Below are 26,475 nucleotides of genomic sequence, written 5' to 3'. Positions count from 1 at the left end.
CGCAGCAAGCGGGCATTTGTAGGCGCGCGCTTGCCCGCGATTCGCTCTTTCAGTCGACGAATGTATTGCCTGTGCTGACGCCATCGCGGGCAAGCGCGCTCCTACAGGCCCCCGTTTGCTCGCGACAGCGAGGTATTACCTGCCGCCCATAATCGCAATGTAGTCCTGGGTCCAGCGGCTGTAAGGGACGTACTTGCCGCCTTCGGATTGCGGCGTTTTCCAGAAGGCGATGTGCTCGAATTGATCGAAGCCGTTGGTCGCACAGCCTTGAGGGCCGAGCAGGTCACTGGCCTTGCACGCTTCGGGCACCGCAGGCAGGGAGCCGAACCATGCGGCAATGTCGCCCTGGACTTTCGGTTGTAACGACCAGTCCATCCACTTATAGGCGCAGTTAGGGTGCTTGGCCTCAGCATGCAACATGGTGGTATCGGCCCAGCCGGTGGCGCCTTCTTTGGGGATGGTCGAATCGACGGGTTGTTTGTCTGCCTTCAAGCCGTTGACCATGTAGCCCCAGGAGCTGGAGGCTGCCACGCCTTCGTTTTTCACGTCACTCATCTGGACCGTCGCGTCATGCCAGTAGCGATGGATCAACGGCTGCTGTTTGCGCAGCAAGTCGAGCACCGCTGCGTATTGCGTTTCGGTGAGTTGGTACGGATCGACGATACCCAGCTCGGGCTTGGCGGACTTCAGATACAGCGCTGCGTCGGCCATATAGATTGGCCCGTCGTAGGCCTGGACCCGGCCCTTGTTGGATTTACCGTCGGGCAACTCCTGTGCCTCGAAAACCACACTCCAGCTGATAGGCGGAACCTTGAACACGTTGGTGTTGTACATCAACACGTTCGGGCCCCATTGGTAGGGCGTACCGAAGGTTTGCTGATCAACCACGTACCAAGGGCCGCCCTTGAGACGCGGGTCGAGGTTTTTCCAGTTCGGGATCAGTTGCGGGTCGATGGGTTGAACGCGTTTGCCTGCGATCAGGCGTAAAGAAGCGTCGCCGGAGGCCGTCACCAGGTCGTAACCACCCTTGGTCATCAGGCTGACCATTTCGTCAGAGGTGGCCGCCGTCTTTACGTTGACCTTGCAGCCGGTTTGTTGCTCGAACCCGGTAACCCAGTCATAAGCCTTGTCGCTCTCGCCGCGCTCGATGTAGCCGGGCCAGGCAACTATATCCAGTTGGCCTTCACCATCACCGACGGTCTTGAATGTTTCGGCTGCCTGCAAGCTGGCGCTGGCAATCAATGCGCTGATCGCTGCGCTCAGGAGTGCGGTGGTATGTGCTGACATCAGAATCCCTCTTATTTAATTATGATCGGGGCAGTAATCAACAGGTGTAGCGCAACAACGACGAAGCTGCGGGGCTTATTGCTTATTAGTGTTTGGCTAATGTGCAGGAGCGCCGGTCGCGTTGCAACATCCAGAAGCACACCCGACAACAGCCCCGACACACTTCGTTTTACTCTGGCCAATACCTAACCAAACGAATAAGTCTGTGGAGGCTTTCCATGAACACGCGTGGCTTACTGGACCAACTTCTTAAATCCGGCCAGGAAATGCTGCAGAACAAGGCCGGTGGTGCAGGGCATCAGCAAGGTGGCAAAAAGTCTTCTGCCGCTGGCGGTCTTGGCAGCTTGCTGGGCGGTGCAGGTGGCGGTGGTTTGAGCAGTCTGTTGTCAGGCGCGGGTGGCGGGGCACTGGCTTCAGGTGCCATGGGCTTGCTGATGGGCAGCAAGGGCGCCCGCAAAGTCGGCGGTAAAGTACTGACGTATGGCGGCCTGGCGGCGTTGGGCGTGATTGCCTATAAAGCGTATGGCAACTGGCAAGCCAAGCAGGGTTCTGCACCGCAGGGCGAGCCGCAAACGATTGATCGTCTGCCACCTGAGCAGGTCGAGGAGCACAGTCAGGCAATCCTGCGTGCGCTGGTGGCAGCGGCCAAATCTGACGGTCATGTCGACGAGCGCGAGCGTGAGTTGATCGAAGGTGAATTCACCAAGCTGACGGGTGATCAGGAGTTGCAGCACTGGCTTCATGCCGAGCTTCACAAACCTCTGGACCCGGCCGAAGTCGCCCGCGCTGCCAAGACGCCTGAGATGGCGGCCGAGATGTATATCGCCAGTGTGATGCTTGTTGATGAAGAGCATTTCATGGAGCGCGCGTATCTGGACGAACTGGCCCGTCAACTCAAGCTGGCACCGGCTTTGAAGGCGGAGCTGGAGATACAGGTGCGTCAGGCGCAGGTTTAAAAGCAGATAGTGAATTGAATGCGTTGAAGGCAGTTGTATGTATGGCGCTGCCAAGTCCGGTTCCGTCCTGGCGGCCGGGTCACTTTTGTTTCGTCAAAAGTAACCAAAACCATTCGCGCTGACGTACGGCCCCTGCTTCGCAGGGGTTCCTTCGTTCCGGCACCGTGGTGTGGGCACGCGCCGACGGGCCATCCATGGCCCAACGGCGCTCGCTCGGCATCCATGCCGAGCGACCCACACCACGGCACCTCCACTCAGCCTTCCGACGCTAATTTGGTGGCGTGTTCAAAGTTGTTGCCCGGCTCTGAATAGCTGAAGCGAAAAAACAACATCACAATCTTAATCAAGAGCGTTCAGGTCGTCAGTTGACGACATTCAGGATCAGCGGCGCAAAACCTGCATCTGCATCACCCCCAATTTCCCCTGCATTCATTCGGATATTTCGGCCCTGTAAGAAAATTCTCAAAGGTTGGCGGGAATAACCCTAATTTATCTCTGAAACAACCCCCTTAGTTCGTAAGAGGCTGGGCTATACTCAGGCCGCGTTGGGCCGTTCGTCGGTCCGCTTCTTGAACCCGGCGTGAAATCCGGTGTTGAACTCTTGAGGGATGACCGTGAAGAACTGGACCTTACGCCAACGGATTTTGGCGAGTTTCGCCGTAATTATCGCCATCATGCTCTTGATGGTTGTCGTCTCGTTTTCCCGCCTGTTAGCGATCCAGTCCAGTGAAGAGGAAGTTCGCCTCGATGCATTGCCCGGCGTTTACTACAGCACCTTGTTGCGCAGTGCGTGGGGCGAAAGTTATATCCGTACTCTGGAGCTGATCGGTGAAGGGCAGGGCCGCGAGCTGACGGCACCGGAAAAAGATCAGTTCAACGACTTCGAAGCTCGCCTTCAGCAGCAGGTCGATAACTACAAACAAACTATTTTTGATGATGCCGACAAGGCCAACTTTACTGACTTCGAGCGTCAGCGTGAGACCTACACGCGGCTGCTTAACGATGTTCATACCAATTTTCAACGTGGTGATTACGCAAAAGCCAAATCAGAGTTTTACGACCAGACGCGGCCCGTATGGTCTCAAGGGCGTAAGCAACTGAACGACATCATTGTCATCAACAAGAAAGTGGCCGATCAGGCGACGGACGAAATCGTCTCCGCCGTGACTGCTGCCAAGATCAGCATGGGTCTTTCTTTACTCATTGCGATCATTGCCGCCACCGCATGCGGGCTGCTGCTGATGCGCTCGATCATGTCGCCGATGCAGCGCATCGTCAGCATTCTTGAAACCATGCGTACCGGCGACCTGAGCAAGCGGCTCAACCTCGATCGCAAAGACGAGTTCGGTGCCGTGGAAACCGGCTTCAACGACATGATGACCGAATTGACCGGTCTGGTTTCTCAGGCGCAACGTTCTTCGGTACAGGTCACGACCTCGGTCACCGAGATCGCTGCCACCTCTCGGCAGCAACAAGCGACCGCCACTGAAACCGCTGCCACCACCACTGAAATTGGTGCGACGTCGCGGGAAATCGCAGCGACTTCACGTGATCTGGTGCGCACCATGACTGAAGTCACCAGCGCTGCCGATCAGGCTTCTATTCTCGCCGGTTCCGGCCAGCAGGGGCTGGCGCGCATGGAAGACACCATGCATCAGGTGATGGGCGCTGCCGATCTGGTCAATGCCAAGCTGGCAATCCTTAACGAGAAAGCAGGCAACATCAACCAAGTGGTGGTGACCATCGTCAAGGTCGCCGATCAGACCAACTTGCTGTCGTTGAACGCGGCTATTGAAGCGGAAAAAGCCGGTGAGTATGGCCGTGGTTTTGCCGTGGTTGCGACCGAAGTGCGCCGCCTGGCTGACCAGACAGCCGTGGCCACCTACGATATCGAGCAGATGGTCCGTGAGATACAGTCGGCGGTATCTGCTGGCGTGATGGGTATGGACAAGTTTTCCGAAGAAGTCCGTCGTGGCATGTTCGAAGTCACTCAAGTGGGCGAGCAGCTGACGCAGATTATTCATCAGGTACAGGCGCTCGCACCTCGTGTGCTGATGGTCAACGAAGGCATGCAGGCTCAGGCAACCGGTGCCGAGCAGATCAACCAGGCGCTCGTTCAACTGGGCGACGCCAGCAGCCAGACTGTGGAATCCTTGCGTCAGGCCAGTTTTGCCATCGATGAGTTGAGTCAGGTGGCGGTCGGTTTGCGCAGCGGCGTCTCGCGTTTCAAAGTCTGAGTACCGACTATGAGCGAGCTCTCGGTCAGTCGCGGCAGTTCTTCGGTAGCCCCGAAGAACAGGCTGTTCCTGCTGTTTCGTATCGGCGATGAACGTTACGCCCTTGAGGCGGTGGAAATCGCCGAAGTATTGCCTCGTCTGCCTCTCAAGGTCATTGCCCGGGCTCCACACTGGGTGGCAGGCATACTGGCCCATCGTGCGCAGATGATTCCGGTCATCGACCTGGCCGCGTTGGCGTTTGGTCAGAGCGCCAGGTCGCGCACCAGTACGCGATTGGTGCTGGTGCATTATCGGGTCGATGCCCGGCAACCGAAACGCTTGCTCGGGCTGATTATCGAACAAGCCACTGACATGCTCAGATGCGCGCCAGACGAGTTCAGGGATTACGGGCTGGACAACCCCGATGCTGCTTATCTGGGGCCGGTGCGTGAGGACGCCTCCGGGCTGGTGCAGTGGATCGGTATTCAAGATCTGCTCAGTGATCAGGTGCGTGAATTGCTTTATCCGGCGCAGCCTTCTGAGTTCGAGTTTATAGGGGAGGTGCCATGAGTCGTGAGGCGCGCTTCTTCAGTTTCCTCAAAGATCGCATTGGTCTGGACGTGGCTTCTATCGGCGAAGCCATCGTCGAGCGCGCCATACGTCAGCGCTATCTGGCGACCAAGGCCGCAGACAGTGACGACTATTGGCATCTGCTGCAGTCTTCGACGGACGAACAGCAGGCGCTGATTGAAGCAGTGATCGTTCCCGAAACCTGGTTTTTTCGCTATCCCGAATCCTTTGTTTCTTTAGGCAATCTCGCCAAGGCGCGCATCGCCGAGCTGAACAGCGTGCGGCCGATTCGTATCCTCAGCTTGCCGTGCTCAACCGGTGAGGAGCCATACTCGATTGCGATGGCTCTGTTTGACGCCGGTGCTCTGGCTCAGCAGTTCGCGATCGACGCGATGGACATCAGCCCGATATCGATCCAGCGTGCGCAACGCGGTGTGTATGGCAGGAACTCGTTTCGCGGTGACGACATTTCCTTTCGTGATCGTTATTTCAATGCGACCGAAGACGGCTTTGAGCTACAGGACCGCATCCGCGAACGAATCAGTTTTCGCGCCGGGAACCTGCTCGATCCGGCGTTGATGAACCAGACCCCCTACGACTTCGTGTTCTGTCGCAACTTGCTGATCTATTTTGATCAGGCCACGCAGAAGCATGTGTTCGAGGTGCTTAAGCGCCTGACCCGTGATGACGGCATTCTGTTTATCGGACCCGCTGAAGGCAGCTTGTTGACGCGCATGGGCATGCGCTCCATAGGCATACCTCAGACCTTTGCCTTCAGCCATTACATAGAGCCTCAAGTCGATGTCGCAACACCTGCGGCACCCATGCCGCGCAGCGGATTGGTGCCGCCAGGTTTTTCCGCTCGAAGCGTGCCGCGTCCTCCTCCACGGCCAGTTACGGCGTCGCTTGCGACCCCGCAGCGTTCAAGCCCTGTGGCGTCGGGGGGCAGCGCTGCGGCAACTGGCAAAGACGATATTGCGACGTTGCTGGCCACCATCGCCAGCCTGGCCAATGAAGGCAAAAGCGTTGAAGCACGCGCTGCGTGTGAGCGCTTTCTGAAAAGTCATGAGCCGGTGGCGCAGGTGTTTTATTGGTTAGGGTTGCTCAGCGAGGTCGAGGGTGGCATTGCCCAGGCGCAGGGTTTCTATCGCAAGGCGCTTTATTTACAACCGCAGCACCCGGAAGCGCTGGCGCAGCTTGCAGCATTGCTGGCTGCTCAGGGTGACAGCGCTGGCGCACGTCGACTCAATGAGCGTGCGGCCCGCAGCGTGAACAAGCAAGGTAGCCCGCGATGAGCAGAATCTACAGCTATTCGAGCTTCATTCACGAAGATGCCCAAGCCATTGATGATTGCTGGAACCGCATCGGGATCCATGGCGACCGGTCTTGCCCGCTGCTGGTGGAACACATTCATTGCCGTAACTGCCCGGTCTATGCGGCGGCTGCCACGACGTTGCTGGATCGTTATGCGCTGACGCGTGATGATCGTGATTACACGCAGGGCGCCGATCTTCAGGTCGAGACCAAGACTCGCTCCATTCTGGTTTTCCGTCTGGGCGAGGAGTGGCTCGGTTTCCCCACCCGTTGCCTGATAGAGATCGCGCCGTTGCAAATCATTCACTCGCTGCCGCATCAGCGCTCTCGGGCCTTGCTCGGCGTGGCCAACGTGCGTGGCGCCCTGGTCGCCTGCCTGTCGCTGGTGGAATTGCTGGGGCTGGATTCGACCGGTGCGCCTGCGCAATCTGGCCGGATCATGCCGCGTATGCTGATTGTGGCTGCAGAGGGTGGGCCGGTGGTGGTGCCCGTGGATGAAGTTCACGGTATTCATGCCATTGAAGAGCACCTGCTGGATTCGGCTTCGAGTTCCGGCACGCACGCCAATGCCCGCTTTACCCGAGGCGTCTTGCAATGGAAGGATTACAGCCTGCGTTTGCTTGATGAAGAACAACTGTTGTCGGCGGTCAATCGGAGCCTTTCATGACGCCAGATGAAATGCGCGATGCCTCGCTGTTCGAACTGTTCACCCTTGAGGCCGAAGCCCAGACTCAAGTGTTGAGCGCAGGTTTGCTGGCACTTGAGCGTGACCCGACCCAGGCCGATCACCTGGAAGCCTGCATGCGCGCTGCTCATTCGCTTAAAGGCGCAGCGCGTATTGTCGGCGTCCATTTCGGTGTCAGCGTTTCTCATGTGATGGAAGATTGTCTGGTCAGCGCTCAAGAGGGACGTCTGTACCTTCAGCCTGAACATATCGACGCCTTGTTGCAGGGCACCGACCTGTTGATGCGCATCGCAACGCCTGGCGTGAGTCATGTTGCGCAAGCCGATATCGACGCGTACGTGGAGCGCATGAATACCCTGATGGCGCAGGGCAGCGGGGTGGTGCGCGGAACGACGTTACTGACGCCTTCCGCTGATGATGCCTTGTTGGCAAGCGCGATGGCGCTGACTCAATCGGCGCCTTCCGGTTTTGATCCGTTGCTCGCGCTGGACATTCCTGCGCAAAACCCGCCTTCGGGTTTTACGGCCCCGTCAGATTCAGTTCCGGATACATCTGCCGAAGAAAACCTTGCTGAGCCAGCCCCTGCACCTGCCATGCGACGCAATCGTCGGGCATCGGAGGGCGGTGAGCGGGTTCTGCGAGTCACTGCCGAGCGCCTTAACAGCTTGCTGGATCTGTCGAGCAAGTCGCTGGTCGAAACGCAGCGCATCAAGCCTTACCTGGCCAACATGCAGCGCCTCAAGCGGATTCAGAGCAGCAGTAGTCGTGCGCTGGATGATCTGGAAGCTACCTTTGGTGAGGTCGGCCTTGGTCCTGATGCGCAAAAGGCGTTGGACGAAGCGCGTCGCTTACTGGCAGACGCTCAGCAAATGCTGGTGAACCAGACCGCCGAGCTGGATGAGTTTGGCTGGGTCGCGGGGCAGCGAGCGCAGGAGCTTTATGACACAGCACTGGCTTGCCGCATGCGCCCCTTTGCCGATGTGCTCGCCGGGCAGGCGCGCATGGTGCGTGACCTCGGACGTGAGTTGGGCAAGCAGGTTCGCCTGGAAATCGAAGGCGAAAAAACCCAGGTTGACCGCGACGTGCTGGAGAAGCTTGAAGCGCCGCTGACCCATTTGCTGCGTAACGCCGTGGATCATGGCATCGAATTGCCCGAACTTCGGCTTGCTGCGGGCAAGCCGGCGGAAGGCCTGATCCGTCTCAAAGCGTCGCATCAGGCCGGTCAGTTGCAGGTAGAACTGAGTGATGACGGCGGCGGCGTTGACCTTGAGCGGCTGCGCAGCAATATCATCAAGCGCCAGCTGTCGCCCGCTGAAACGGCTTCGCAGTTGAGTGAGGAAGAGCTGCTGACGTTTCTGTTTCTGCCGGGTTTCAGCCTGAAAGACAAAGTTACCGAGATTTCCGGGCGTGGCGTCGGCCTTGATGCAGTCCATGACATGGTTCGTCAGCTTCGCGGCGTAGTTGTCGCCCAGCAACAGGCGGACCATGGCACCCGGTTCGTGATGGAAGTCCCGTTGACCCTGTCGGTGGTGCGCAGCCTGGTGGTGGAGGTCGGCGGCGAAGCGTATGCCTTCCCGCTAGCGCATATCGAACGCATGAGCGATGTGCACAGCGATGATATCGTTCAGTTGGAAGGGCGTCAGCACTTCTGGCACGAAGGACGACACGTCGGGCTGGTTGCCGCCAGCCAGTTGCTGCACCGGCCTGCGAGCCAGAACACCGAAGGCGTGCTTAAGGTCGTGGTGATACGCGAGCGTGATGCGGTGTATGGCGTTGCCGTCGAACGTTTTATCGGTGAGCGTACGCTGGTGGTTCTGCCCCTCGATCCACGGCTTGGCAAGGTGCAGGATATCTCCGCGGGTGCCTTGCTTGATGACGGTTCGGTGGTACTGATCATCGACGTCGAAGACATGCTCCGGTCGGTGGAGAAGCTGCTTAACACCGGACGTCTTGAACGTATTGATCGGCGTAATCGCCAGGCTGACGCCATATTGCGTAAACGCGTGCTGGTGGTCGACGACTCGTTGACGGTGCGTGAGTTGCAGCGCAAGTTACTGGTCAATCGCGGCTACGAAGTGGCCGTTGCCGTGGACGGTATGGATGGCTGGAATGCATTGCGCGCAGAAGATTTCGATTTGCTCATTACGGATATCGACATGCCCCGCATGGACGGTATCGAACTGGTCACGCTTGTGCGCAGGGACACTCGATTGCAGTCCCTGCCGGTGATGGTTGTTTCCTATAAAGATCGCGAAGAAGACCGCCGTCGTGGTCTGGATGCGGGGGCCGATTACTATCTGGCCAAGGCCAGCTTTCATGACGATGCGCTGCTCGACGCTGTTGCTGAATTGATTGGAGATGCTCAGGCATGAAAATCGCGATCGTCAATGACATGCCTATGGCAGTCGAGGCCTTGCGCCGGGCGGTGGCCCTGGAGCCTGCGCATGAAGTGGTGTGGGTTGCGGGCAATGGGGCAGAAGCGGTGCGTAAATGTGCCGAATTGACCCCGGACGTCATTCTGATGGACCTGATCATGCCGATCATGGACGGCGTCGAAGCGACCCGGCAAATCATGGCGGCAACGCCTTGCGCCATCGTCATCGTTACAGTAGATCGGCAGCAGAATATGCACCGCGTCTTTGAAGCCATGGGGCATGGCGCGCTGGATGTTGTCGATACGCCTGCCATCGGCGCGGGCAACCCCCGGGATGCAGCGGCACCGCTGCTGCGCAAGATCCTTAATATTGGCTGGTTGGTGCGCCCGGAGCAGCGTTCTGAAACGGTCGTCGCCTCACCGCAGCGCGCAGGCGGTCAGCGTCAGCAATTGGTGGCCATCGGTTCATCGGCGGGTGGTCCTGCCGCGCTGGAGCAGTTATTGAAAGGGTTGCCGGTGAATTTCCCGGCGGCCATTGTGTTGGTGCAGCATGTAGACCAGGTGTTCGCTGCCGGCATGGCTGAATGGCTCAGCACCGCGTCCGGGCTGCCGGTGCGGTTGGCCCAGGAAGGTGAACCACCACGTCCGGGCACCGTGTTGCTGGCGGGTACCAACCACCATATCCGTTTACTCAAGAACGGTACGCTTGCCTACACAGCGGAGCCGGTCAATGAAATCTACCGGCCTTCAATCGATGTTTTTTTTGAAAGTGTGGCGCGTTACTGGACCGGAGATGCGGTCGGTGTTTTGCTGACGGGCATGGGACGCGACGGGGCTCAAGGCCTCAAGCTCATGCGTCAGCAAGGTTATTTGACCATCGCACAGGATCAGCAGTCCTGTGCGGTGTACGGCATGCCCAAAGCGGCTGCGGCAATTGATGCGGCGGTTGAGATCAGACCGCTGGAGACTATTTCGATGCGCTTGAAAGAGGTGTTCGCCCCATGAGTATTCTGGTGGGTTCACCTTCAGGTGTTGATCAGGAGTTCTTTAATGAATGACTTGCAGCTGGACTCCTTCCAGCCAGATGACGAAAACTCGGCCATGGTGCTGCTGGTCGATGACCAGGCAATGATCGGCGAAGCGGTCAGACGCGGCCTGGCCAACGAAGAGCGCATCGACTTCCATTTCTGCGCCGATCCGCATCAGGCCATCGCTCAGGCTATTCAGATCAAGCCTACCGTCATCTTGCAGGATCTGGTCATGCCGGGCCTGGACGGCCTGACGCTGGTGCGCGAGTACCGCAATAATCCGCTGACCAAAGACATCCCGATCATCGTGCTTTCGACCAAAGAAGACCCGATGATCAAGAGCGCGGCGTTCTCTGCCGGGGCCAACGATTACCTGGTCAAGCTGCCGGACACTATCGAGCTGGTGGCGCGCATTCGCTATCACTCCCGTTCCTACATGACCCTTCTGCAACGCGACGAAGCCTATCGCGCCTTGCGCGTGAGCCAGCAGCAGTTGCTCGACACCAACCTGGTGCTACAGCGCCTGATGAACTCTGACGGTTTGACCGGGCTGTCCAATCGTCGTCATTTCGACGAGTACCTGGAGCTGGAATGGCGTCGTGCGACACGTGATCAGACGCAGCTGTCGTTGATGATGATCGACGTCGATTTCTTCAAGGCCTACAACGACAACTTCGGCCACCTTGAAGGGGACGAAGCGTTGCGCCAGGTCGCCAAGGCCATTCGCGCCAGCTCAGCAAGGCCGTCGGACTTGCCTGCGCGTTATGGTGGCGAAGAGTTTGCTTTGGTGCTGCCGAGCACGTCGCCGGGCGGCGCCCGCCTGTTGGCCGAGAAGCTGCGCATGACGGTCGCGGGCATGAACATCCCGCATATCGCACCCACACCGGGCTCGTCGTTGACCGTCAGTATTGGCGTCTCGACCATCGTTCCTCAGCCGGGCAGCAACAGCCGTCAGTTGATTCAGGAGGCTGACAAGGGGCTTTATGCGGCCAAGCATAATGGGCGTAATCAGGTTTCGGTGGCGTAGGGAGAGTTACAAAACTGCCGACATCGCGGTAACGTTATCCACGCATGGATATCTACACATCTTTCAAAGCATTTTGTGTACATATCCGTTACCGCGTTAATGGCTGATATTGGTTGCGCTTTTACAGCGCCTCACTTTTGAAAGCGCAAAAGTAAGCAAAACGCTCTTGCCCCACCACTGGGTACCTCGCTGTCGCTCGGCATACCCGTAATCCGACATTGCTGCGTGGGGCCGCCGCCACCGGCCATCCATGGCCTGAGGCGGCTAAACCGGCATCCCTGCCGGTTTGCCCCACGCAGCAATATCGAATTCCGGCCGTCGTGGTTTAACGGGGCGCCTAAGATCAAAATCAAAAGCAGATCAAAAGCAGAGCGAAAACCGCGATAGCGCCTCGGACCGGTAGGAGCGAACTTGTTCGCGAGACGTCACCACAGCCAACGCATTCGACGTCTGGCACACCGCTTCGCAGCCTTCGGCAGCTCCTACAGAAACCCGGAAAGTTCACGCATCAGGTCGGCTGTCAGGCCGCCGTGCTTTTGATTTTGATCTTGGGCGCCCCGTTAAACCACGCTGGCCGAACGCAGATTCTGAACCGTGGGCAACCCGGCAGGACGCTGGGTTAGCCGCACCGGGCCATGGATGGCCCATTGCGGCGGCCCACGGTTCAGGATCTGCGGGCGGGTACACCGAGCGACAGCGAGGTGCCGAGTGGTGGGGCAAGAGCCTTTTGCTTACTTTTGCGCTTTCAAAAGTGAGGCGCTGTAAAAGCGCAACGAATATCAGCCATCACCGCTATAACGGATATGTACACGATCGATGCATGAAAGATGTGTAGACCTATGCCGCGATAAGATCACCGCAGAATTTGCAGATATCACTCCCCATCAGTGGCTTTCACGCCAAACCACTGCCCAACGGACTGCCTTCATTCCGTTCACTCGGGTATACTCACCGGCTTTGAAAATTTCGCCTGCGAGTGCTGCCCACCATGGAAATCAACCCGATCCTAAACAGCATCAAGGACCTGTCCGAGCGCTCCGAAACCATTCGGGGGTATCTTTGACTACGATCACAAACATGATCGTCTGACCGAAGTTAACCGCGAGCTCGAAGATCCAAATGTCTGGAACAACCCGGCCTACGCTCAGGAACTGGGGCGTGAGCGCTCCCTGCTGGCGCAGATCGTAGAAACCCTGGACGAAATGTCCTCCGGTCTGGCTGATGCCAAAGACCTGCTGCTGATGTCCGCTGAAGAAGAAGATCAGGCTGCCGTCGATGACGTGGCTGCCGAAGTCGAGCGCTTGCGTGCGTCGCTTGAGAAGCTTGAATTCCGCCGTATGTTCAGCGGCGAAATGGACCCTAACAACGCCTACCTGGATATCCAGGCCGGTTCCGGCGGTACCGAAGCACAGGACTGGGCCAACATCCTGCTGCGCATGTACCTGCGCTGGGCTGACAAGCGCGGTTTCGATGCAACCATCATGGAACTGTCTGCAGGTGAAGTCGCCGGTATCAAAGGCGCCACTGTACACATCAAGGGTGAATACGCCTTTGGCTGGTTGCGCACTGAAATCGGCGTGCACCGTCTGGTGCGCAAGAGCCCGTTTGACTCCGGCAACCGCCGCCACACCTCGTTCTCGGCGGTCTTTGTTTCTCCGGAAATCGACGACAACATCGAAATCGACATCAACCCGTCGGACCTGCGTATCGATACCTATCGCTCGTCCGGTGCCGGTGGTCAGCACGTAAACACCACTGACTCGGCCGTGCGGATTACTCACGTACCGACCAACACTGTGGTGAGCTGCCAGAACGAACGCTCCCAGCACGCCAACAAAGACACCGCGATGAAAATGTTGCGGGCGCGCTTGTACGAACAGGAAGTGCAGAAACGCAACGCCGCTTCCCAGGCGCTGGAAGACACCAAGTCCGATATCGGCTGGGGTCACCAGATCCGTTCCTACGTGCTGGACGCCTCGCGGATCAAGGATCTGCGGACCAACATCGAACGCAGCGACTGCGACAAAGTGCTGGATGGCGATCTCGACGAGTACCTGATCGCGAGCCTCAAACAAGGGCTGTAACCCGTCAGCCTCGATCTACAAGACCCCCGTGCAAGCGCGGGGGCAACGAACCTGTGATGGAAAATCTAAAGACATGAGCGACCAACAACTCGACCCGCAAGCCCTGCAACAGGAAGAAAACACCCTGATCGCCCTGCGCAAGGAAAAGCTTGCTGCCGAGCGCGCCAAGGGGCAGGCCTTCCCCAACGACTTCCGCCGCGACAGCTACTGCAATGATCTGCAGAAGCAGTACGTGGACAAGACCAAGGAAGAGCTGGCTGAAGCGGCGATCCCGGTCAAGGTTGCCGGTCGCCTCATGCTCAACCGTGGCTCGTTCATGGTGATTCAGGACATGACCGGTCGCATCCAGGTCTACGTCAACCGCAAGACTTTGTCGGAAGAAACCCTGGCCGCAGTGAAAACCTGGGACCTGGGCGACATCATCGCAGCCGAAGGCACCCTGGCGCGTTCGGGCAAGGGCGACCTGTACGTTGAAATGACCAGCGTGCGTCTGCTGACCAAGTCCCTGCGCCCGCTGCCGGACAAGCACCACGGCCTGACCGACACCGAACAGCGCTATCGCCAGCGCTACGTTGACCTGATCGTCAACGAAGACGTACGCGACACGTTCCGTGTGCGTTCGCAAGTCATCGCTCACATCCGCAGCTTCCTGATGAAGCGTGACTTCCTGGAAGTCGAAACGCCGATGCTGCAAACCATTCCAGGTGGTGCCGCAGCCAAGCCGTTCGAAACTCACCACAATGCGCTGGACATGGAAATGTTCCTGCGTATCGCGCCTGAGCTGTACCTGAAGCGCCTGGTGGTTGGCGGCTTCGAGAAAGTGTTCGAGATCAACCGCAACTTCCGTAACGAAGGCGTCTCGACCCGTCACAACCCTGAGTTCACCATGCTTGAGTTCTATCAGGCATACGCGGACTACGAAGACAATATGGACCTGACCGAGGAGCTGTTCCGCGAACTGGCTCAACTGGTTCTGGGTACTACCGATGTGCCCTACGGCGACAAGGTATTCCACTTCGGCGAACCGTTTGTGCGTCTGTCGGTGTTCGATTCGATCCTCAAGTACAACCCGGATCTGACCGCTGCAGACCTGCAAGACATCGACAAGGCGCGTGCCATTGCCAAGAAAGCTGGCGCCAAGGTGCTGGGCTTCGAAGGTCTGGGCAAACTGCAGGTGATGATTTTCGAAGAGCTGGTCGAGCACAAGCTGGAGCAGCCGCACTTCATCACTCAATACCCGTTCGAAGTGTCGCCGCTGGCACGTCGCAACGATGACAACCCGAACGTCACTGACCGTTTCGAGCTGTTCATTGGCGGCCGTGAAATCGCCAACGCCTATTCCGAGTTGAACGATGCGGAAGATCAGGCTGAGCGCTTCCAGGCCCAGGTGGCCGACAAGGACGCGGGCGATGACGAAGCCATGCACTACGACGCAGATTTCGTGCGTGCGCTGGAATACGGCATGCCGCCGACTGCCGGTGAAGGTATCGGTATCGACCGTCTGGTGATGTTGTTGACCAACGCACCGTCGATCCGCGACGTGATCCTCTTCCCGCACATGCGCCCGCAAGCGTAAGTGATGTGAAAAAACGAGCCGCCTGTGATGGGCGGCTTTTTTTTGCGTGACGATTGAGCGTCTGAAAGCTTCAGTTCAGTCATGTTGGTTTACATTTGAACCGGAAAGGCAAGCTGGAAACAGCGCCTTGGTAACCCCAAGAGCTCTTACGGTGAGCATGGCAACGCGCTGGCACGTGGCGAACATTGCACTTGTAGGAGCTGCCGAAGGCTGCGATAGAGGTATTGCAGGATGAATGCTTCGCAGCCTTCGGCAGCTCCTACAGGAATGCATTCCAATTCAGTTGTTTGCATAGTGGTTGATAAGACCGCACTCGCAACGCGAAGGCTGCGATAAGGTTTTGGCTGATCCACCGCAATCGCAATGCTGTGAGTCATTACAGAAAATGAGTTGTTAAGCAAAAGGAAAGAACCGTCGTGACCCGTTCTATTGCTCAAAATGGAGCCGCTGGTGCCGCTAGCGCCGTGGTGCAAAGTGTCGAGTACCGCGGGCGCAAGGCAAGTCGCCAGGGCAGCGAACAACGCAGGCAGGATATTCTCGATGCCGCCATGCGCATTGTGGTCCGCGACGGCGTGCGCGCCGTGCGGCACCGGGCAGTCGCTGCCGAAGCAGGCGTGCCGTTGTCGGCCACTACTTATTACTTCAAGGATATCGATGACCTGCTCACCGATGCCTTTTCCCAGTACGTCGAGCGCAGCGCTAACTATATGGCCAAGCTCTGGGAGAGCACTGAGGTCAGGTTGCGTGAAATGGTTGCGCGCACTGACGGCACGCCTGTCGGCCGTGCGCGTCTGGCCGACGAAATCGCGCTGATGGCCATGGAGTACATTCGTCACCAGCTTGCAACCCGACGCGATTTTCTGATTGCCGAATATGCTTTCCATTGCGAAGCACTGCTCAACCCGAGACTGGCCCGGCTGGTTAATGCCCATCAGGATATTCTCCTGCAAGGCGCCTGCCGGCTTTTGCAGGTCATGGGCTCGGTTCAGCCACTTCAGGACGCTCAAGTGTTGACGGGGATAATGTGCCGGATGGAATATCAGGGGCTACTACATGGCGCGCAGCCTGACGCGGACGAAGAAAACCTCGGTATTCTCACTCGCCAGATGCACCTGGTACTGGGTACCACCAAGCCGGTTGACGAGTGACAAACCCCTCTGGGGAGTAGCCAATGAAAGCCTGGCGTCTGTGCGTCGCCTTGTCGTTTCTGCTGTTGAGTGGGTGTCTGGTGACCTTCAAGGATCCGATCCCTGCTCGCGAGGCTGCGCCTTCGCAGCTACTGGGGACCTGGACGAGCAAGAATGCCTGGGGCGAGCCACTCGAACTGGAAATAAGCCGGGCAGGTGACAACGAATACAAGGCTCTGAGCTATCGTAAGGGGGATCGCAAGAACCGCGATGCATATGCGTTTACGGTCTCAAGGCACGGCAGTCGATGGTATTTGTCTGCAGGATTACCGACCAAAGACGGCGGTCATTTTGTGATGGCTGGCTTCGAGTTGGCAGAAAGTGGCGAGCTTGTGGTCTACAACCTTGATCTGGATCGTTTCACGCAGTGGGTTGAGCAAAAGGCACTGACTGGCGAAAAAGTGCCAGCCGGAAAAGGCGAGGGGCTGTTAATCACCAGCCCGCTGGATGAGGTCTTCAGCTACCTGAACGATCCGGCCAATTCCGACGTTTTCCTTGAGGTGGCGCGTTACCAGCGACTGCCGAAGCAGGGCACACGCCCAACCAATTAAGGCTTGGCCAACTAAGGAGCAGTGGGTGGACGAGTACCAGCAGACTATTCGAACGTTGTCGGACCGTATCGTCGCAGCGCAGACGCCGATCCGGGTTCTGGATGCGGTGAAGTGGGACGATACGGTGCGCAAGGACTTTCTTGCGGCCAAGGGTAAAGCGCTACCGGCAGTGGACCGCGCTTACTATGAAAATCGACCGCTGGGTTTTGACTCTTCCGAAGTGAAGCTCGAATTCCAGAATATCGAGCGCGACATCACCCGGCAGTTGGGTCAGTTCAACCCTGTTGGTCAGATCATGCGTCGCATGTGCAAGGAGTACCGCATGGTGGTGCGCATGCTCGAAGCCCGTGGGACGGCTGATTTCGGTCTGATTTCCCAAGAGCTTTACGGCGCGGCATCTGACGCGTTTCATGCCGGTGACCCCACCCTGGCCGACCTGGGCTTGATGCTCTCCGACTACCTCAACAATATTGCCGGACGCGGTGACCTCAAGGACGAACCAAAAATCCTGACCGCCAAGGACGCGGTATCGTTGCTGCAAAGTCGCTTGAACAAAGTCTTTGGCGAGGCCGAAGAGACCATCCGCGTATTCGAGTCTGACGGTATTGTGGCCGACGCAGCGGCGGGTGCCGATTACATCAAGATCCGCAGCGATGCGATGTTCAACGAACGAGACGTTCGCGCGCTGGAAGTCCATGAAGGCCTAGTGCATGTAGGCACCACCCTCAATGGCCAGAATCAGCCGATCTGTACCTTTCTTTCGAAAGGACCACCGTCGTCGACAGTGACGCAGGAGGGCCTGGCTATCCTCATGGAGGTCATCGCTTTCGCCTCCTATCCGAGTCGTCTGCGCAAGTTGACCAACCGCACGCGCGCCATTCACATGGCCGAGGAGGGTGCTGATTTCCTTCAGGTGTTCGAGTTCTATCGTGAGCAAGGTTTTGGCATGTCTGAGAGCTACGGCAATGCCAGTCGGGTTTTCCGCGGTTCGGTGCCCAATGGTCTGCCATTCACCAAAGACTTGTCCTACCTCAAAGGTTTCATCATGGTTTACAACTATATTCAGCTCGCCGTGCGCAAGGGCAAGCTGGAGCAAGTGCCGCTGCTGTTCTGTGGCAAAACCACCCTTGAGGACATGCGTACCCTGCGTCAACTGGTTGATGAGGGACTGGTCGTACCGCCCAAGTACCTGCCGGAACAGTTCAGGGACATGAATGCCCTGTCGGCCTGGATGTGTTTCTCGAACTTCTTGAACCACCTGAGCCTGGACCGGATCGAAGCGGATTATTCGAACATCCTGTAGCGCCACCACCGATCCTGTGTAGGAGCTGCCGAAGGCTGCGAAGGCGGTGTGTCATTGGAATCCGATCGCAGCCTTCGGCAGCGCCTACAGGAAATGTATTTTATTGATCAGAGCCGCATCAAGAAAACAAAAGGAATCCCGCTTGAAGTTCCTGATATCCCTCGCGCTGCTCCTCTCTCTCACCGGTTGCAGTTCGATGCTGTTTTACCCGGAACCAGGCCTGCCGTTTACCCCTGAAAAAGCCCACCTGCAATATCGCGATGTGACGCTTACCGCTGCTGACGGTACGCAATTGCATGCCTGGTGGTTGCCGGCAAAAGAGGGCGTTGAGGTCAAAGGCACGGTGCTGCACCTGCATGGCAACGGCGGTAACCTCGCTTGGCATCTGGGCGGTAGCTGGTGGCTGCCCGAGCAGGGTTATCAGGTCTTGATCCTGGACTATCGCGGCTATGGTTTATCCCAAGGGGAGCCCAGCCTGCCTGCGATTTATCAGGACGTGGATGCGGCATTCGACTGGCTGAACAAAGCCCCTGAAGTGCAGAACAAACCGCTGGTAGTGCTTGGGCAAAGTATCGGCGGAGCACTGGCCGTACACTATCTGGCTGAGCAGCCGCAGCAGCGCTCGCGGATCAAGGCGTTGATCCTCGACGGCACACCCGCCAGTTATCGCGATGTAGCCCGTTACACCCTGGGTACGTCATGGCTGACCTGGCCGCTCAAAACGCCGCTGTCATGGTTGATTCCCGACTCAGACAGCGCCATCAACGGCCTGCCACAGCTGGCGGGTACGCCGATGCTGATTTTCCAGAGTCTCGACGACACCCTGGTGCCGCTCGACAACGGCATCAGCCTTTATCGAGCCGCGCCACCACCGCGGGTGCTGCAGTTGACCCGTGGTGGGCATGTCCAGACATTTGCTGATCCCACCTGGCGTCAGGTGATGGTCCGTTATCTGGAAGACCCACAGCACTTCAATGGCCTGCGTCGTTTGGCCGAAGTGCCGAACTACCCCGTGCCCTCCGAAAAAAGAAACGCCCGAGAACCGCAATGACTGAAGAACGCAACGCTATCCCTTTGATCATCACCGGCATTTGCACCATCTTCGTCACCGTCGGCACGCTCTGGTATTACGGCTATCTGCATTTTGCCAAGCCTGAAGATGCGCTGTTGCTCAATGATTTCACCATGATCAAGACAGTGCCGGGTGAGGACTACAAAGTCGCCGCCACCCCTGCCGCAGAAGTCGCCCAGTGCATTGATGGCGTGCTGGTGCTGTTCGATACGTCGCAGAAAGGGTTATCGGGTGTGCTGATCAACAGCAAGAAGCAGGCGGTGCGCTGTGTGGGGCAGGAGACGCCACAGCAGCTCCAGCCTTAACGCGTATCGATTTCCTCTGTAGGAGCTGCCGGAGGCTGCGAAAGCGGTGTGTCATGGGGATCCATTCGCAGCCTTCGGCAGCTCCTACAGGTGACGACAAACAACAAAAAGCCCGGCCTGTTTTCACAGGCCGGGCTTTCGGTTTACAGCGTCAGCGATTTATTTGATCGACGAACGCGGTGCTACCGGCTGGTTGTCATTGGAAACGGTCACTTCCACGCGACGGTTCTGGGCGCGGCCCGAAGCGCTGCTGTTGTCAGCAACCGGGTATTCCTTGCCATAACCCTGGGAAACTACGCGGGATGGATCAACGCCCATTTTCACCAGTGCCATACGAACGGAATTAGCGCGGCGCTCGGACAGGGACAGGTTGTAAGAGTCGGAACCCGAGCTGTCGGTATAGCCTTCAACGATTACCTTGCGATCCGGGTTGTCACGCAGGTAAGTCGCCAGCTGGTTAACGTTAACCAGACCGCTGGACTTCAGTTCAGCCTTGTTCAGATCGAACAGCACGTCGCCGAAAGTCACCAGAGTGCCGCGTTCGGTCTGCTTGGCATTCAGGCTGCTTTGCAGGGCTTTGATCTGAGCGTCACGAGCATCCAGACGGGCTTGAGCACGCTGTGCGGAAGCGCCTTTCAGTTCTTCTTCAGCGGTGCGCAGGGCAATAGTCTGCTTGGCCACTTCAACGCGCTGGTTGGTCAGATAAGCCAGTTGGTCGACTTTCTTCTCGTCTTCGCTGTTGCGATAGGCTGCGTCAGCCTTGTCCAGCCAGTCGCTGGCGTCTTTGGTTTCCAGCGCCGCGACTTTAGTAGCCTGCGGGTTGGTCTGCAGAGCCGAGAAATTGGTGCGTGCCTGTTCCAGATTCTGGTTTGGCGGTGTCGAGCAAGCGGCCAGTGCAACACTCATGGCCAGCAGGGCAGGGATCATCACTTGTTTACGCATAATAGTTTCGTCCTTTAAATCGAATTCGAAATGCATGAAAAACGTTGCTTGCAACGCTGGTTACTGGGCCGGTGCCGGTTGCACCTGACGCAGGCCTTCTTCACGTAGTTCGTTGACGCCTTGACGGGCGTCCTGCACGGCTCTTTCGGCCTTGGCTGCCTGGGACTTACGCTCCGCTACACGGGCGTCCCACTCAGCTTGTTCAGCCAGGCGGCGTGCTTCGTCGTATTTCTGCTCCTGCATGGCGAGGTCCGCTTGCTTGAGCTTGTCTTGTGCCGATTTCATTTCTACGGCGGAGTACTCGGTGCCACCGGCGCTGACGGCACTGTTAACGGCAGACTGGCTCACGGCGTACTGCTCGGTCGGCGGATTACCAGCGCAACCAGCGAGGACGAAGCTGGCACCCAGTGCCAGTGCGGTCAGTTTCAGGCCGCGCAGACCTTTGGACTTGGTGTTGGCAGTAAGCGTGTTCATCGTGTTCGACTCCATTATGTAACTCCTGAAAATCTTGGGTGTTCCATGACAGTCGTTGGCCTGAAGCGTGCGAGGTAGCGTGGGGCTGCGCCGTTAGCTATCCGTAGGCTTTTCTGTAATGGCTAATGGCTCGGACACATGCGCTTTTTGAATAGTTCAGCTTTTTTTTGACGTCAATTCATTAGTCGAACAGGGGAACGAATCGTGTGAAAAAACGATCCCGGCAGGCAAATGCCAGGTCGTTTCGAGTCAGGCGAGAGCCGGAAACCGGGTGTTACTCAGCGTCCTGTTTCGCGGATAAGTCATGCAGGTAACGCCGTGACAGGGCAAGGAAGCGCGGGGTCGGGCCGACGTCTTCGTAAATCGGATCACCCTCTTCATCGGTGGTCACTACATGCTGACCCTTGACGTAAGGGAAGCTGGTTTCAAGCTCTTCCAGCGCGGCGCCAATCAGCTCGCCCAGTAACTCTTCAGGATGATGTTTGGGGTACATTTCGGTCAGTGCGCTAAGGCGTGCAGCGGACTCCATGTCCAGGTGAATCGCATATTGGGTCTTGGTCAGCCGTCCTTTGGCGTTCTCTTCCCAATGGGTGGCAAGCTCACGGATTTTCATAAGGGCCTCTTCATTTACCCGCCTGCGGCAGGTCTGCTTGAGTACTGAGCCATGGCTCGGGAATGAGATTAGTCGGGTTATTGCAAACCGGTTTACTCACAGGGATTTGGCGTGCTCAATGATTTTGGTGCACTGTTGGTAGACAAGGGGTAGATCAGATTTCTGCACGCTTGTTCAGTAGCGACGTTCACTGGCTGGCTGCACCCATACAAAAAGACAGTGGGGGAAAAGGACGATGGCTGATATCGATGCGCGCTTACGCGAAGATGTACACCTGCTGGGGGAGCTATTGGGGAACACCATTCGTGAGCAGCGCGGTGGTGAGTTTCTCGACAAGATCGAACGTATTCGCAAGGGCGCCAAAGCGGGTCGAAGGGGTTCGGCGGAGGGGACCGAGCAACTCACTTCCAGCGTCGACGGCCTGGCCGAAGATGAGTTATTGCCCGTCGCCCGGGCATTCAATCAGTTCCTCAATCTGGCGAACATTGCCGAGCAATATCAACTGATCCGGCGTCGCGACGATTCACAGCCTCAGCCGTTCGAGTCTCGTGTCTTGCCTGAACTGCTCGATCGCCTCAAGGCTGCCGGACAGACTCCCGAAGCGCTGGCGCGGCAATTGGGCAAGCTGGAAATCGAGCTTGTTCTGACCGCGCACCCCACTGAAGTCGCGCGTCGCACGCTGATTCAGAAATACGACGCCATCGCCGCGCAACTGGCTGCCCTCGATCACCGGGATTTGAGCAGCACCGAGCGCGAGCAGATCACCGAACGTTTGCAGCGCCTGATCGCCGAGGCCTGGCACACTGAAGAAATTCGCCGCACACGTCCAACGCCAGTCGATGAGGCGAAGTGGGGCTTTGCCGTTATCGAGCATTCACTCTGGCATGCCGTGCCCAATTATCTGCGCAAGGCTGATCATGCGTTGTATGCGGCTACCGGCTTTCATCTGCCGCTGGAAGCTGCACCGATTCGTTTCGCTTCCTGGATGGGCGGCGACCGTGACGGCAACCCGAATGTCACCGCGGCAGTGACTCGCGAAGTGCTGTTGCTGGCTCGCTGGATGGCAGCGGACTTGTACGTGCGTGATGTTGATCAACTGGCTGCCGAATTGTCGATGCAACAAGCCAGTGACGCATTGCGCGCCAGTGCGGGTGACAACGCCGAGCCTTATCGTGCCGTTCTGAAGCAACTGCGCGAGCGTCTGCGGGCGACCCGGAACTGGGCTCAGGCATCGCTTGCGGTGACTCAACCTGCACCGGACAACGTGCTGCACGACAATCGTGACCTGCTTGGCCCACTGATGCTGTGCTTCCAGTCGTTGCATGAATGCGGCATGGGCGTGATCGCTGATGGTCCGCTGCTCGATTGCCTGCGTCGTGCGGTGACGTTCGGCCTGTTCCTTGTACGCCTTGATGTGCGTCAGGACTCCAGTCGGCATGAGTCGGCCATGACCGAAATCACCGACTACCTCGGGCTCGGTCGTTACGAGGACTGGGATGAACAGGCGCGTGTCGATTTCCTCTTGAAAGAACTCAACAGCCGACGTCCGTTGCTGCCTGCCCATTTCAAACCGGCAGCAGACACCGCCGAAGTGCTGGCAACCTGTCGTGAGGTAGCTTCTGCGCCCGCCGCGTCATTGGGGTCCTACGTGATTTCCATGGCCGGTGCCGCATCGGATGTACTGGCGGTGCAACTGTTGCTCAAGGAGGCTGGTTTGCAGCGTCCGATGCGCGTCGTGCCGCTGTTCGAAACCCTTGCGGACCTGGACAACGCCGGGCCTGCGATCGAGCAATTGTTGAGCTTGCCAGGCTATCGTTCGCGTCTGCACGGCCCGCAAGAAGTCATGATTGGCTATTCCGATTCCGCCAAGGATGCCGGCACCACCGCCTCGGCCTGGGCGCAGTATCGGGCGCAGGAAAAACTGGTGGATATCTGCCGTGCCCAGCAAGTCGAGCTGCTGCTGTTTCATGGCCGGGGCGGCACTGTAGGGCGTGGGGGCGGTCCGGCCCACGCGGCGATTCTGTCGCAGCCACCGGGTTCGGTCGCGGGACGTTTCCGCACGACGGAGCAGGGCGAGATGATCCGCTTCAAGTTCGGCTTGCCTGACATCGCTGAACAAAACCTGAATCTCTACCTTGCTGCCGTACTGGAAGCCACGTTGCAGCCACCACCACCGCCGGAGCCGGCATGGCGAGACATGATGGACAGCCTGGCCGCCGACGGCGTCAACGCTTACCGTGCCGTGGTGCGTGAGCATCCGGAGTTCGTCGAATACTTCAGGCAGGCCACACCCGAGCAGGAACTTGGGCGTTTGCCTTTGGGCAGTCGCCCGGCCAAGCGCAGGGAAGGCGGGGTCGAGAGTCTGCGGGCGATCCCGTGGATTTTTGCCTGGACTCAGACGCGTCTGATGTTGCCCGCCTGGCTCGGCTGGGAGGCAGCCTTGAACAAGGCGCTGGAGCGCTGCGAAGGTGAGCTGTTGGCGCAGATGCGTGAACACTGGCCGTTTTTTCGCACCCGGATCGACATGCTGGAGATGGTTCTTGCCAAGGCTGACCACGATATTGCCCAGTTATACGATCAGCGTCTTGTGGAGCCACGATTGCAACATTTAGGTACGCATTTGCGCGACCTATTGTCGCAGGCTTGCGCCGTGGTGCTGGGCCTGACCGGGCAATCGCAACTGCTGGCTCACAGTCCCGAGACATTGGAGTTCATCAGTCTGCGCAACACCTATCTGGATCCGCTGCATCTGCTTCAGGCGGAGCTGCTTGCACGCTCACGCAATCGCGAGGCAAGTCTGGACAGTCCTCTGGAACAGGCGCTGCTGGTGTCTGTAGCCGGTATCGCCGCCGGATTGCGTAACACCGGTTAACCAGCGTGTCCGTTAATGGCGCACTGCTAATTGCCTGTGCGCCATTAGCATCAATGACTTGCGTGCTTTTAGCTGACTCAAGCCACCTGAACCAATCCCACACTCTGCTACCTCTGACCGGGTGGCGGATACTGCGACTTTTGGCGGCTTGTGCCACCCCTGTCGGCTGTGTATCTTGATCAGCCTTTGGCCATTCTTCGGCTGTAACCTTATTTGAGATTGGTCCTGCAGTGGCGAATCTGACGTTTACATATAAAAAATTTGAGGAGCACATCAATGCGCGTGATTCTGCTGGGAGCTCCCGGGGCCGGTAAAGGTACTCAGGCAAAATTCATCACCGAAAAATTCGGCATCCCGCAAATTTCCACAGGCGATATGCTGCGCGCTGCGGTCAAGGCTGGCACCGAACTGGGGCTTAAAGCCAAAAGCGTCATGGACAGCGGCGGTCTGGTTTCCGATGACCTGATCATCGGCCTGATCAAGGATCGTCTGTCCGAGCCTGATTGCGCCAACGGCGTACTGTTCGACGGCTTCCCGCGGACCATCCCGCAAGCAGAAGCATTGCTGGCTGCCGGTCTGGAAATCGACAACGTGCTGGAAATCGCTGTAGATGACGAGGAAATCGTCAAGCGTATGTCTGGTCGCCGCGTGCACGAAGGCTCTGGCCGCATCTATCACACCATCTTCAATCCGCCTAAAGTTGAAGGTGTTGACGACGTTACCGGCGAGCCACTGCTGCAGCGCAAGGACGACGTAGAAGAAACCGTTCGCCATCGCCTGTCCGTGTATCACGCGCAGACCAAGCCGCTGGTTGAGTTCTACAGCAAACTCGAAGCCAGGAATGGCAAGCCTAAGTGCAGCCACATCGCAGGCGTTGGTTCTGTTGAAGAAATCACCAAAAAAGTGCTTGAAGCCCTGAGCTGATAACGCTGGTTTGAGTCAACAAACGGTCCGCTTGCGGGCCGTTTTGTCGTTTATAATGCGCCCCTTTTTTGATCTTGATGGATAACCCTGATGACCACCTTGCTGGCCCTGGATACTGCCACTGAAGCCTGCTCGGTTGCCCTGCTGCACGACGGCAAGGTGCTGAGCCACTACGAGGTGATCCCGCGCCTGCATGCCCAGCGTCTGCTGCCGATGATCAAGACAATCATGGCCGAAGCCGGTATTGGCCTGTCCGCACTGGATGCCATCGCTTTCGGCCGTGGTCCGGGCGCATTTACGGGCGTGCGGATTGCCATTGGTGTGGTTCAGGGGTTGGCGTATGGCCTGGAGCGTCCGGTATTGCCTGTCTCCAATCTCGCGGTACTGGCTCAGCGGGCCTTGCGTGAGCATGGCGTGCATCAGGTGGCTGCAGCCATCGATGCGCGCATGGATGAGGTTTACTGGGGTTGTTATCGCGAGGCGGCGGGGGAGATGTGTTTGCTCGGGGCTGAAGCGGTATTGCCGCCAGAGCACGTTGCATTGCCGTCCGATGTCAGTGGTGAATGGTTCGGCGCGGGTACCGGCTGGGGTTATGCCGAACGTTTGCCGGTCAACGTTGCTGGTCATGACGCCAGCATGCTGCCCCATGCACAGGATCTGCTGACTTTGGCGACCTACGCCTGGCAGCGCGGTGAGGCCATCATTGCAGACGATGCGCAGCCGGTTTACCTGCGCGATAAAGTGGCTACGCCCAAAGCCCGGTGATATCTGTAGAAACTCGTTCTTATCAAACAACATGCAAACTACTTGATTGGAAATGCATTTTCTGTAGGAGCTGCCGAAGGCTGCGAAGCATTTATCCTGACACGCCGCGATCGCAGCCTTCGGCAGCTCCTACAGGTCCAATGTTTGCCGCAAGACAGGGCAGCTTCCACAGCTTCTGTGCCATCCTCTGAAACCCTTTGTGGCCGGTCAAAACACGACCTTTCATCGCCTAAAACCATCAATTCCCCGCTGGTTTCGAAACTTTTGCGATTTGTGTGGTCTAGTTAACGTTCGGGTAATTGCAACAACTAACCCGTGACGTTAAATTGCCACTATAAGATGCAGAGTAC

General features: G+C 57.8%; 22 protein-coding genes. 18 read left to right on the top strand and 4 right to left on the bottom strand.

Annotation, left to right across the window (positions count from 1 at the left end; translation table 11 throughout):
• Positions 1-135 precede the first annotated feature (135 nt).
• Complete coding sequence (gene ydcS, locus EE949_RS16520) at positions 136-1,287, bottom strand: putative ABC transporter substrate-binding protein YdcS (RefSeq protein WP_122665254.1); 1,152 nt, start codon at positions 1,285-1,287, stop codon at positions 136-138.
• 218 nt (positions 1,288-1,505) lie between these two features.
• On the opposite strand from ydcS, the gene EE949_RS16515 reads away from it, so the two are divergent.
• The 15 genes from EE949_RS16515 (at position 1,506) to EE949_RS16440 (ending at position 19,535) form a co-directional block, all read left to right on the top strand.
• Entirely contained in the window at positions 1,506-2,243 is a 738-nt protein-coding gene (locus EE949_RS16515; protein ID WP_122665253.1) for a tellurite resistance TerB family protein, read from the top strand.
• A 614-nt stretch (positions 2,244-2,857) separates the two neighbouring features.
• Entirely contained in the window at positions 2,858-4,480 is a 1,623-nt protein-coding gene (locus EE949_RS16510; RefSeq protein WP_122665560.1) for a methyl-accepting chemotaxis protein, read from the top strand.
• A 9-nt stretch (positions 4,481-4,489) separates the two neighbouring features.
• On the top strand, positions 4,490-5,029 hold the full coding sequence (locus tag EE949_RS16505) for a chemotaxis protein CheW (RefSeq protein WP_122665252.1): 540 nt from the start codon (positions 4,490-4,492) through the stop codon (positions 5,027-5,029).
• Complete coding sequence (locus tag EE949_RS16500) at positions 5,026-6,324, top strand: CheR family methyltransferase (protein WP_122665251.1); 1,299 nt, start codon at positions 5,026-5,028, stop codon at positions 6,322-6,324. The genes EE949_RS16505 and EE949_RS16500 overlap by 4 nt, the downstream gene beginning before the upstream one ends.
• Positions 6,321-7,010, top strand: coding sequence for a chemotaxis protein CheW (locus tag EE949_RS16495; RefSeq protein ID WP_122665250.1), 690 nt, complete (start codon positions 6,321-6,323; stop codon positions 7,008-7,010). The genes EE949_RS16500 and EE949_RS16495 overlap by 4 nt, the downstream gene beginning before the upstream one ends.
• Positions 7,007-9,400, top strand: coding sequence for a hybrid sensor histidine kinase/response regulator (locus EE949_RS16490; RefSeq protein WP_122665249.1), 2,394 nt, complete (start codon positions 7,007-7,009; stop codon positions 9,398-9,400). Before EE949_RS16495 ends, EE949_RS16490 begins: the two co-directional genes overlap by 4 nt.
• Positions 9,397-10,407, top strand: a complete 1,011-nt coding sequence (locus tag EE949_RS16485) for a chemotaxis response regulator protein-glutamate methylesterase (protein ID WP_122665248.1) — start codon at positions 9,397-9,399, stop codon at positions 10,405-10,407. Before EE949_RS16490 ends, EE949_RS16485 begins: the two co-directional genes overlap by 4 nt.
• Before the next feature lie 45 nt (positions 10,408-10,452).
• Entirely contained in the window at positions 10,453-11,457 is a 1,005-nt protein-coding gene (locus tag EE949_RS16480; RefSeq protein WP_122665247.1) for a response regulator, read from the top strand.
• A gap of 988 nt (positions 11,458-12,445) precedes the next feature.
• Positions 12,446-13,541 (top strand): peptide chain release factor 2 gene (gene prfB, locus EE949_RS16470; protein WP_122665246.1). Its coding sequence is split into 2 segments (ribosomal slippage): positions 12,446-12,517 and positions 12,519-13,541, totalling 1,095 coding nucleotides; the frame shifts between segments, so codons are not numbered across the junction.
• Between the two features lie 73 nt (positions 13,542-13,614).
• Entirely contained in the window at positions 13,615-15,117 is a 1,503-nt protein-coding gene (gene lysS, locus EE949_RS16465; RefSeq protein ID WP_122665245.1) for a lysine--tRNA ligase, read from the top strand.
• A gap of 416 nt (positions 15,118-15,533) precedes the next feature.
• A complete protein-coding gene (locus EE949_RS16460; RefSeq protein WP_122665244.1) occupies positions 15,534-16,265 on the top strand; it encodes a TetR/AcrR family transcriptional regulator in 732 nt (243 codons plus the stop codon).
• 23 nt (positions 16,266-16,288) lie between these two features.
• Complete coding sequence (locus EE949_RS16455) at positions 16,289-16,855, top strand: hypothetical protein (RefSeq protein WP_122665243.1); 567 nt, start codon at positions 16,289-16,291, stop codon at positions 16,853-16,855.
• A gap of 25 nt (positions 16,856-16,880) precedes the next feature.
• The gene (locus tag EE949_RS16450; protein ID WP_122665242.1) at positions 16,881-18,158 is read left to right on the top strand and encodes a flavohemoglobin expression-modulating QEGLA motif protein; all 1,278 of its coding nucleotides are present in this window, start codon (positions 16,881-16,883) and stop codon (positions 18,156-18,158) included.
• Positions 18,159-18,354: 196 nt separating this feature from the next.
• On the top strand, positions 18,355-19,209 hold the full coding sequence (locus EE949_RS16445) for an alpha/beta hydrolase (protein ID WP_122665559.1): 855 nt from the start codon (positions 18,355-18,357) through the stop codon (positions 19,207-19,209).
• Positions 19,206-19,535 (top strand): hypothetical protein, encoded by a 330-nt coding sequence (locus EE949_RS16440; RefSeq protein WP_122665241.1) that lies wholly within the window; start codon positions 19,206-19,208, stop codon positions 19,533-19,535. Before EE949_RS16445 ends, EE949_RS16440 begins: the two co-directional genes overlap by 4 nt.
• Before the next feature lie 159 nt (positions 19,536-19,694).
• Here EE949_RS16440 and EE949_RS16435 read toward each other — a convergent pair whose 3' ends face one another.
• The 3 genes from EE949_RS16435 to EE949_RS16425 all read right to left on the bottom strand — a co-directional run bounded on the left by EE949_RS16435 (position 19,695) and on the right by EE949_RS16425 (position 21,564).
• On the bottom strand, positions 19,695-20,477 hold the full coding sequence (locus tag EE949_RS16435; RefSeq protein WP_122665240.1) for an OmpA family protein: 783 nt from the start codon (positions 20,475-20,477) through the stop codon (positions 19,695-19,697).
• Positions 20,478-20,537: 60 nt separating this feature from the next.
• Entirely contained in the window at positions 20,538-20,966 is a 429-nt protein-coding gene (locus tag EE949_RS16430) for a DUF4398 domain-containing protein (protein WP_122665239.1), read from the bottom strand.
• 259 nt (positions 20,967-21,225) lie between these two features.
• Entirely contained in the window at positions 21,226-21,564 is a 339-nt protein-coding gene (locus EE949_RS16425; RefSeq protein ID WP_122665238.1) for a pilin assembly protein, read from the bottom strand.
• Between the two features lie 235 nt (positions 21,565-21,799).
• Between EE949_RS16425 and ppc the strand changes: the two genes are divergently transcribed.
• The 3 genes from ppc to tsaB all read left to right on the top strand — a co-directional run bounded on the left by ppc (position 21,800) and on the right by tsaB (position 26,125).
• Entirely contained in the window at positions 21,800-24,436 is a 2,637-nt protein-coding gene (gene ppc / locus EE949_RS16420) for a phosphoenolpyruvate carboxylase (RefSeq protein ID WP_122665237.1), read from the top strand.
• 276 nt (positions 24,437-24,712) lie between these two features.
• Positions 24,713-25,360: an adenylate kinase gene (gene adk, locus EE949_RS16415; protein WP_122665236.1), complete on the top strand. Its 648-nt coding sequence runs from the start codon at positions 24,713-24,715 to the stop codon at positions 25,358-25,360.
• 90 nt (positions 25,361-25,450) lie between these two features.
• On the top strand, positions 25,451-26,125 hold the full coding sequence (gene tsaB / locus EE949_RS16410; protein WP_122665235.1) for a tRNA (adenosine(37)-N6)-threonylcarbamoyltransferase complex dimerization subunit type 1 TsaB: 675 nt from the start codon (positions 25,451-25,453) through the stop codon (positions 26,123-26,125).
• Positions 26,126-26,475: the final 350 nt, after the last annotated feature.

The organism is Pseudomonas viridiflava (genome assembly GCF_900602065.1).
In the GTDB taxonomy this organism is placed as follows: Bacteria; Pseudomonadota; Gammaproteobacteria; order Pseudomonadales; family Pseudomonadaceae; genus Aquipseudomonas.
The sequence above is the reverse complement of the archived record's forward strand: the minus strand, read 5'-3'. Positions and strand labels throughout refer to the sequence as shown.

Excerpts from the sequence above, each read along its gene's own strand:
- ydcS (WP_122665254.1), bottom strand. The coding sequence starts at position 1,287 with ATGTCAGCACATACCACCGCACTCCTGAGCGCAGCGATCAGCGCATTG.
- EE949_RS16425 (WP_122665238.1), bottom strand. The coding sequence starts at position 21,564 with ATGAAAATCCGTGAGCTTGCCACCCATTGGGAAGAGAACGCCAAAGGA.
- EE949_RS16515 (WP_122665253.1), top strand. The coding sequence starts at position 1,506 with ATGAACACGCGTGGCTTACTGGACCAACTTCTTAAATCCGGCCAGGAA.
- EE949_RS16505 (WP_122665252.1), top strand. The coding sequence starts at position 4,490 with ATGAGCGAGCTCTCGGTCAGTCGCGGCAGTTCTTCGGTAGCCCCGAAG.
- EE949_RS16500 (WP_122665251.1), top strand. The coding sequence starts at position 5,026 with ATGAGTCGTGAGGCGCGCTTCTTCAGTTTCCTCAAAGATCGCATTGGT.
- EE949_RS16440 (WP_122665241.1), top strand. The coding sequence starts at position 19,206 with ATGACTGAAGAACGCAACGCTATCCCTTTGATCATCACCGGCATTTGC.
- EE949_RS16485 (WP_122665248.1), top strand. The coding sequence starts at position 9,397 with ATGAAAATCGCGATCGTCAATGACATGCCTATGGCAGTCGAGGCCTTG.
- EE949_RS16430 (WP_122665239.1), bottom strand. The coding sequence starts at position 20,966 with ATGGAGTCGAACACGATGAACACGCTTACTGCCAACACCAAGTCCAAA.
- EE949_RS16445 (WP_122665559.1), top strand. The coding sequence starts at position 18,355 with ATGCTGTTTTACCCGGAACCAGGCCTGCCGTTTACCCCTGAAAAAGCC.
- EE949_RS16490 (WP_122665249.1), top strand. The coding sequence starts at position 7,007 with ATGACGCCAGATGAAATGCGCGATGCCTCGCTGTTCGAACTGTTCACC.
- lysS (WP_122665245.1), top strand. The coding sequence starts at position 13,615 with ATGAGCGACCAACAACTCGACCCGCAAGCCCTGCAACAGGAAGAAAAC.
- tsaB (WP_122665235.1), top strand. The coding sequence starts at position 25,451 with ATGACCACCTTGCTGGCCCTGGATACTGCCACTGAAGCCTGCTCGGTT.
- EE949_RS16455 (WP_122665243.1), top strand. The coding sequence starts at position 16,289 with ATGAAAGCCTGGCGTCTGTGCGTCGCCTTGTCGTTTCTGCTGTTGAGT.
- EE949_RS16495 (WP_122665250.1), top strand. The coding sequence starts at position 6,321 with ATGAGCAGAATCTACAGCTATTCGAGCTTCATTCACGAAGATGCCCAA.
- EE949_RS16480 (WP_122665247.1), top strand. The coding sequence starts at position 10,453 with ATGAATGACTTGCAGCTGGACTCCTTCCAGCCAGATGACGAAAACTCG.
- EE949_RS16435 (WP_122665240.1), bottom strand. The coding sequence starts at position 20,477 with ATGCGTAAACAAGTGATGATCCCTGCCCTGCTGGCCATGAGTGTTGCA.
- adk (WP_122665236.1), top strand. The coding sequence starts at position 24,713 with ATGCGCGTGATTCTGCTGGGAGCTCCCGGGGCCGGTAAAGGTACTCAG.
- ppc (WP_122665237.1), top strand. The coding sequence starts at position 21,800 with ATGGCTGATATCGATGCGCGCTTACGCGAAGATGTACACCTGCTGGGG.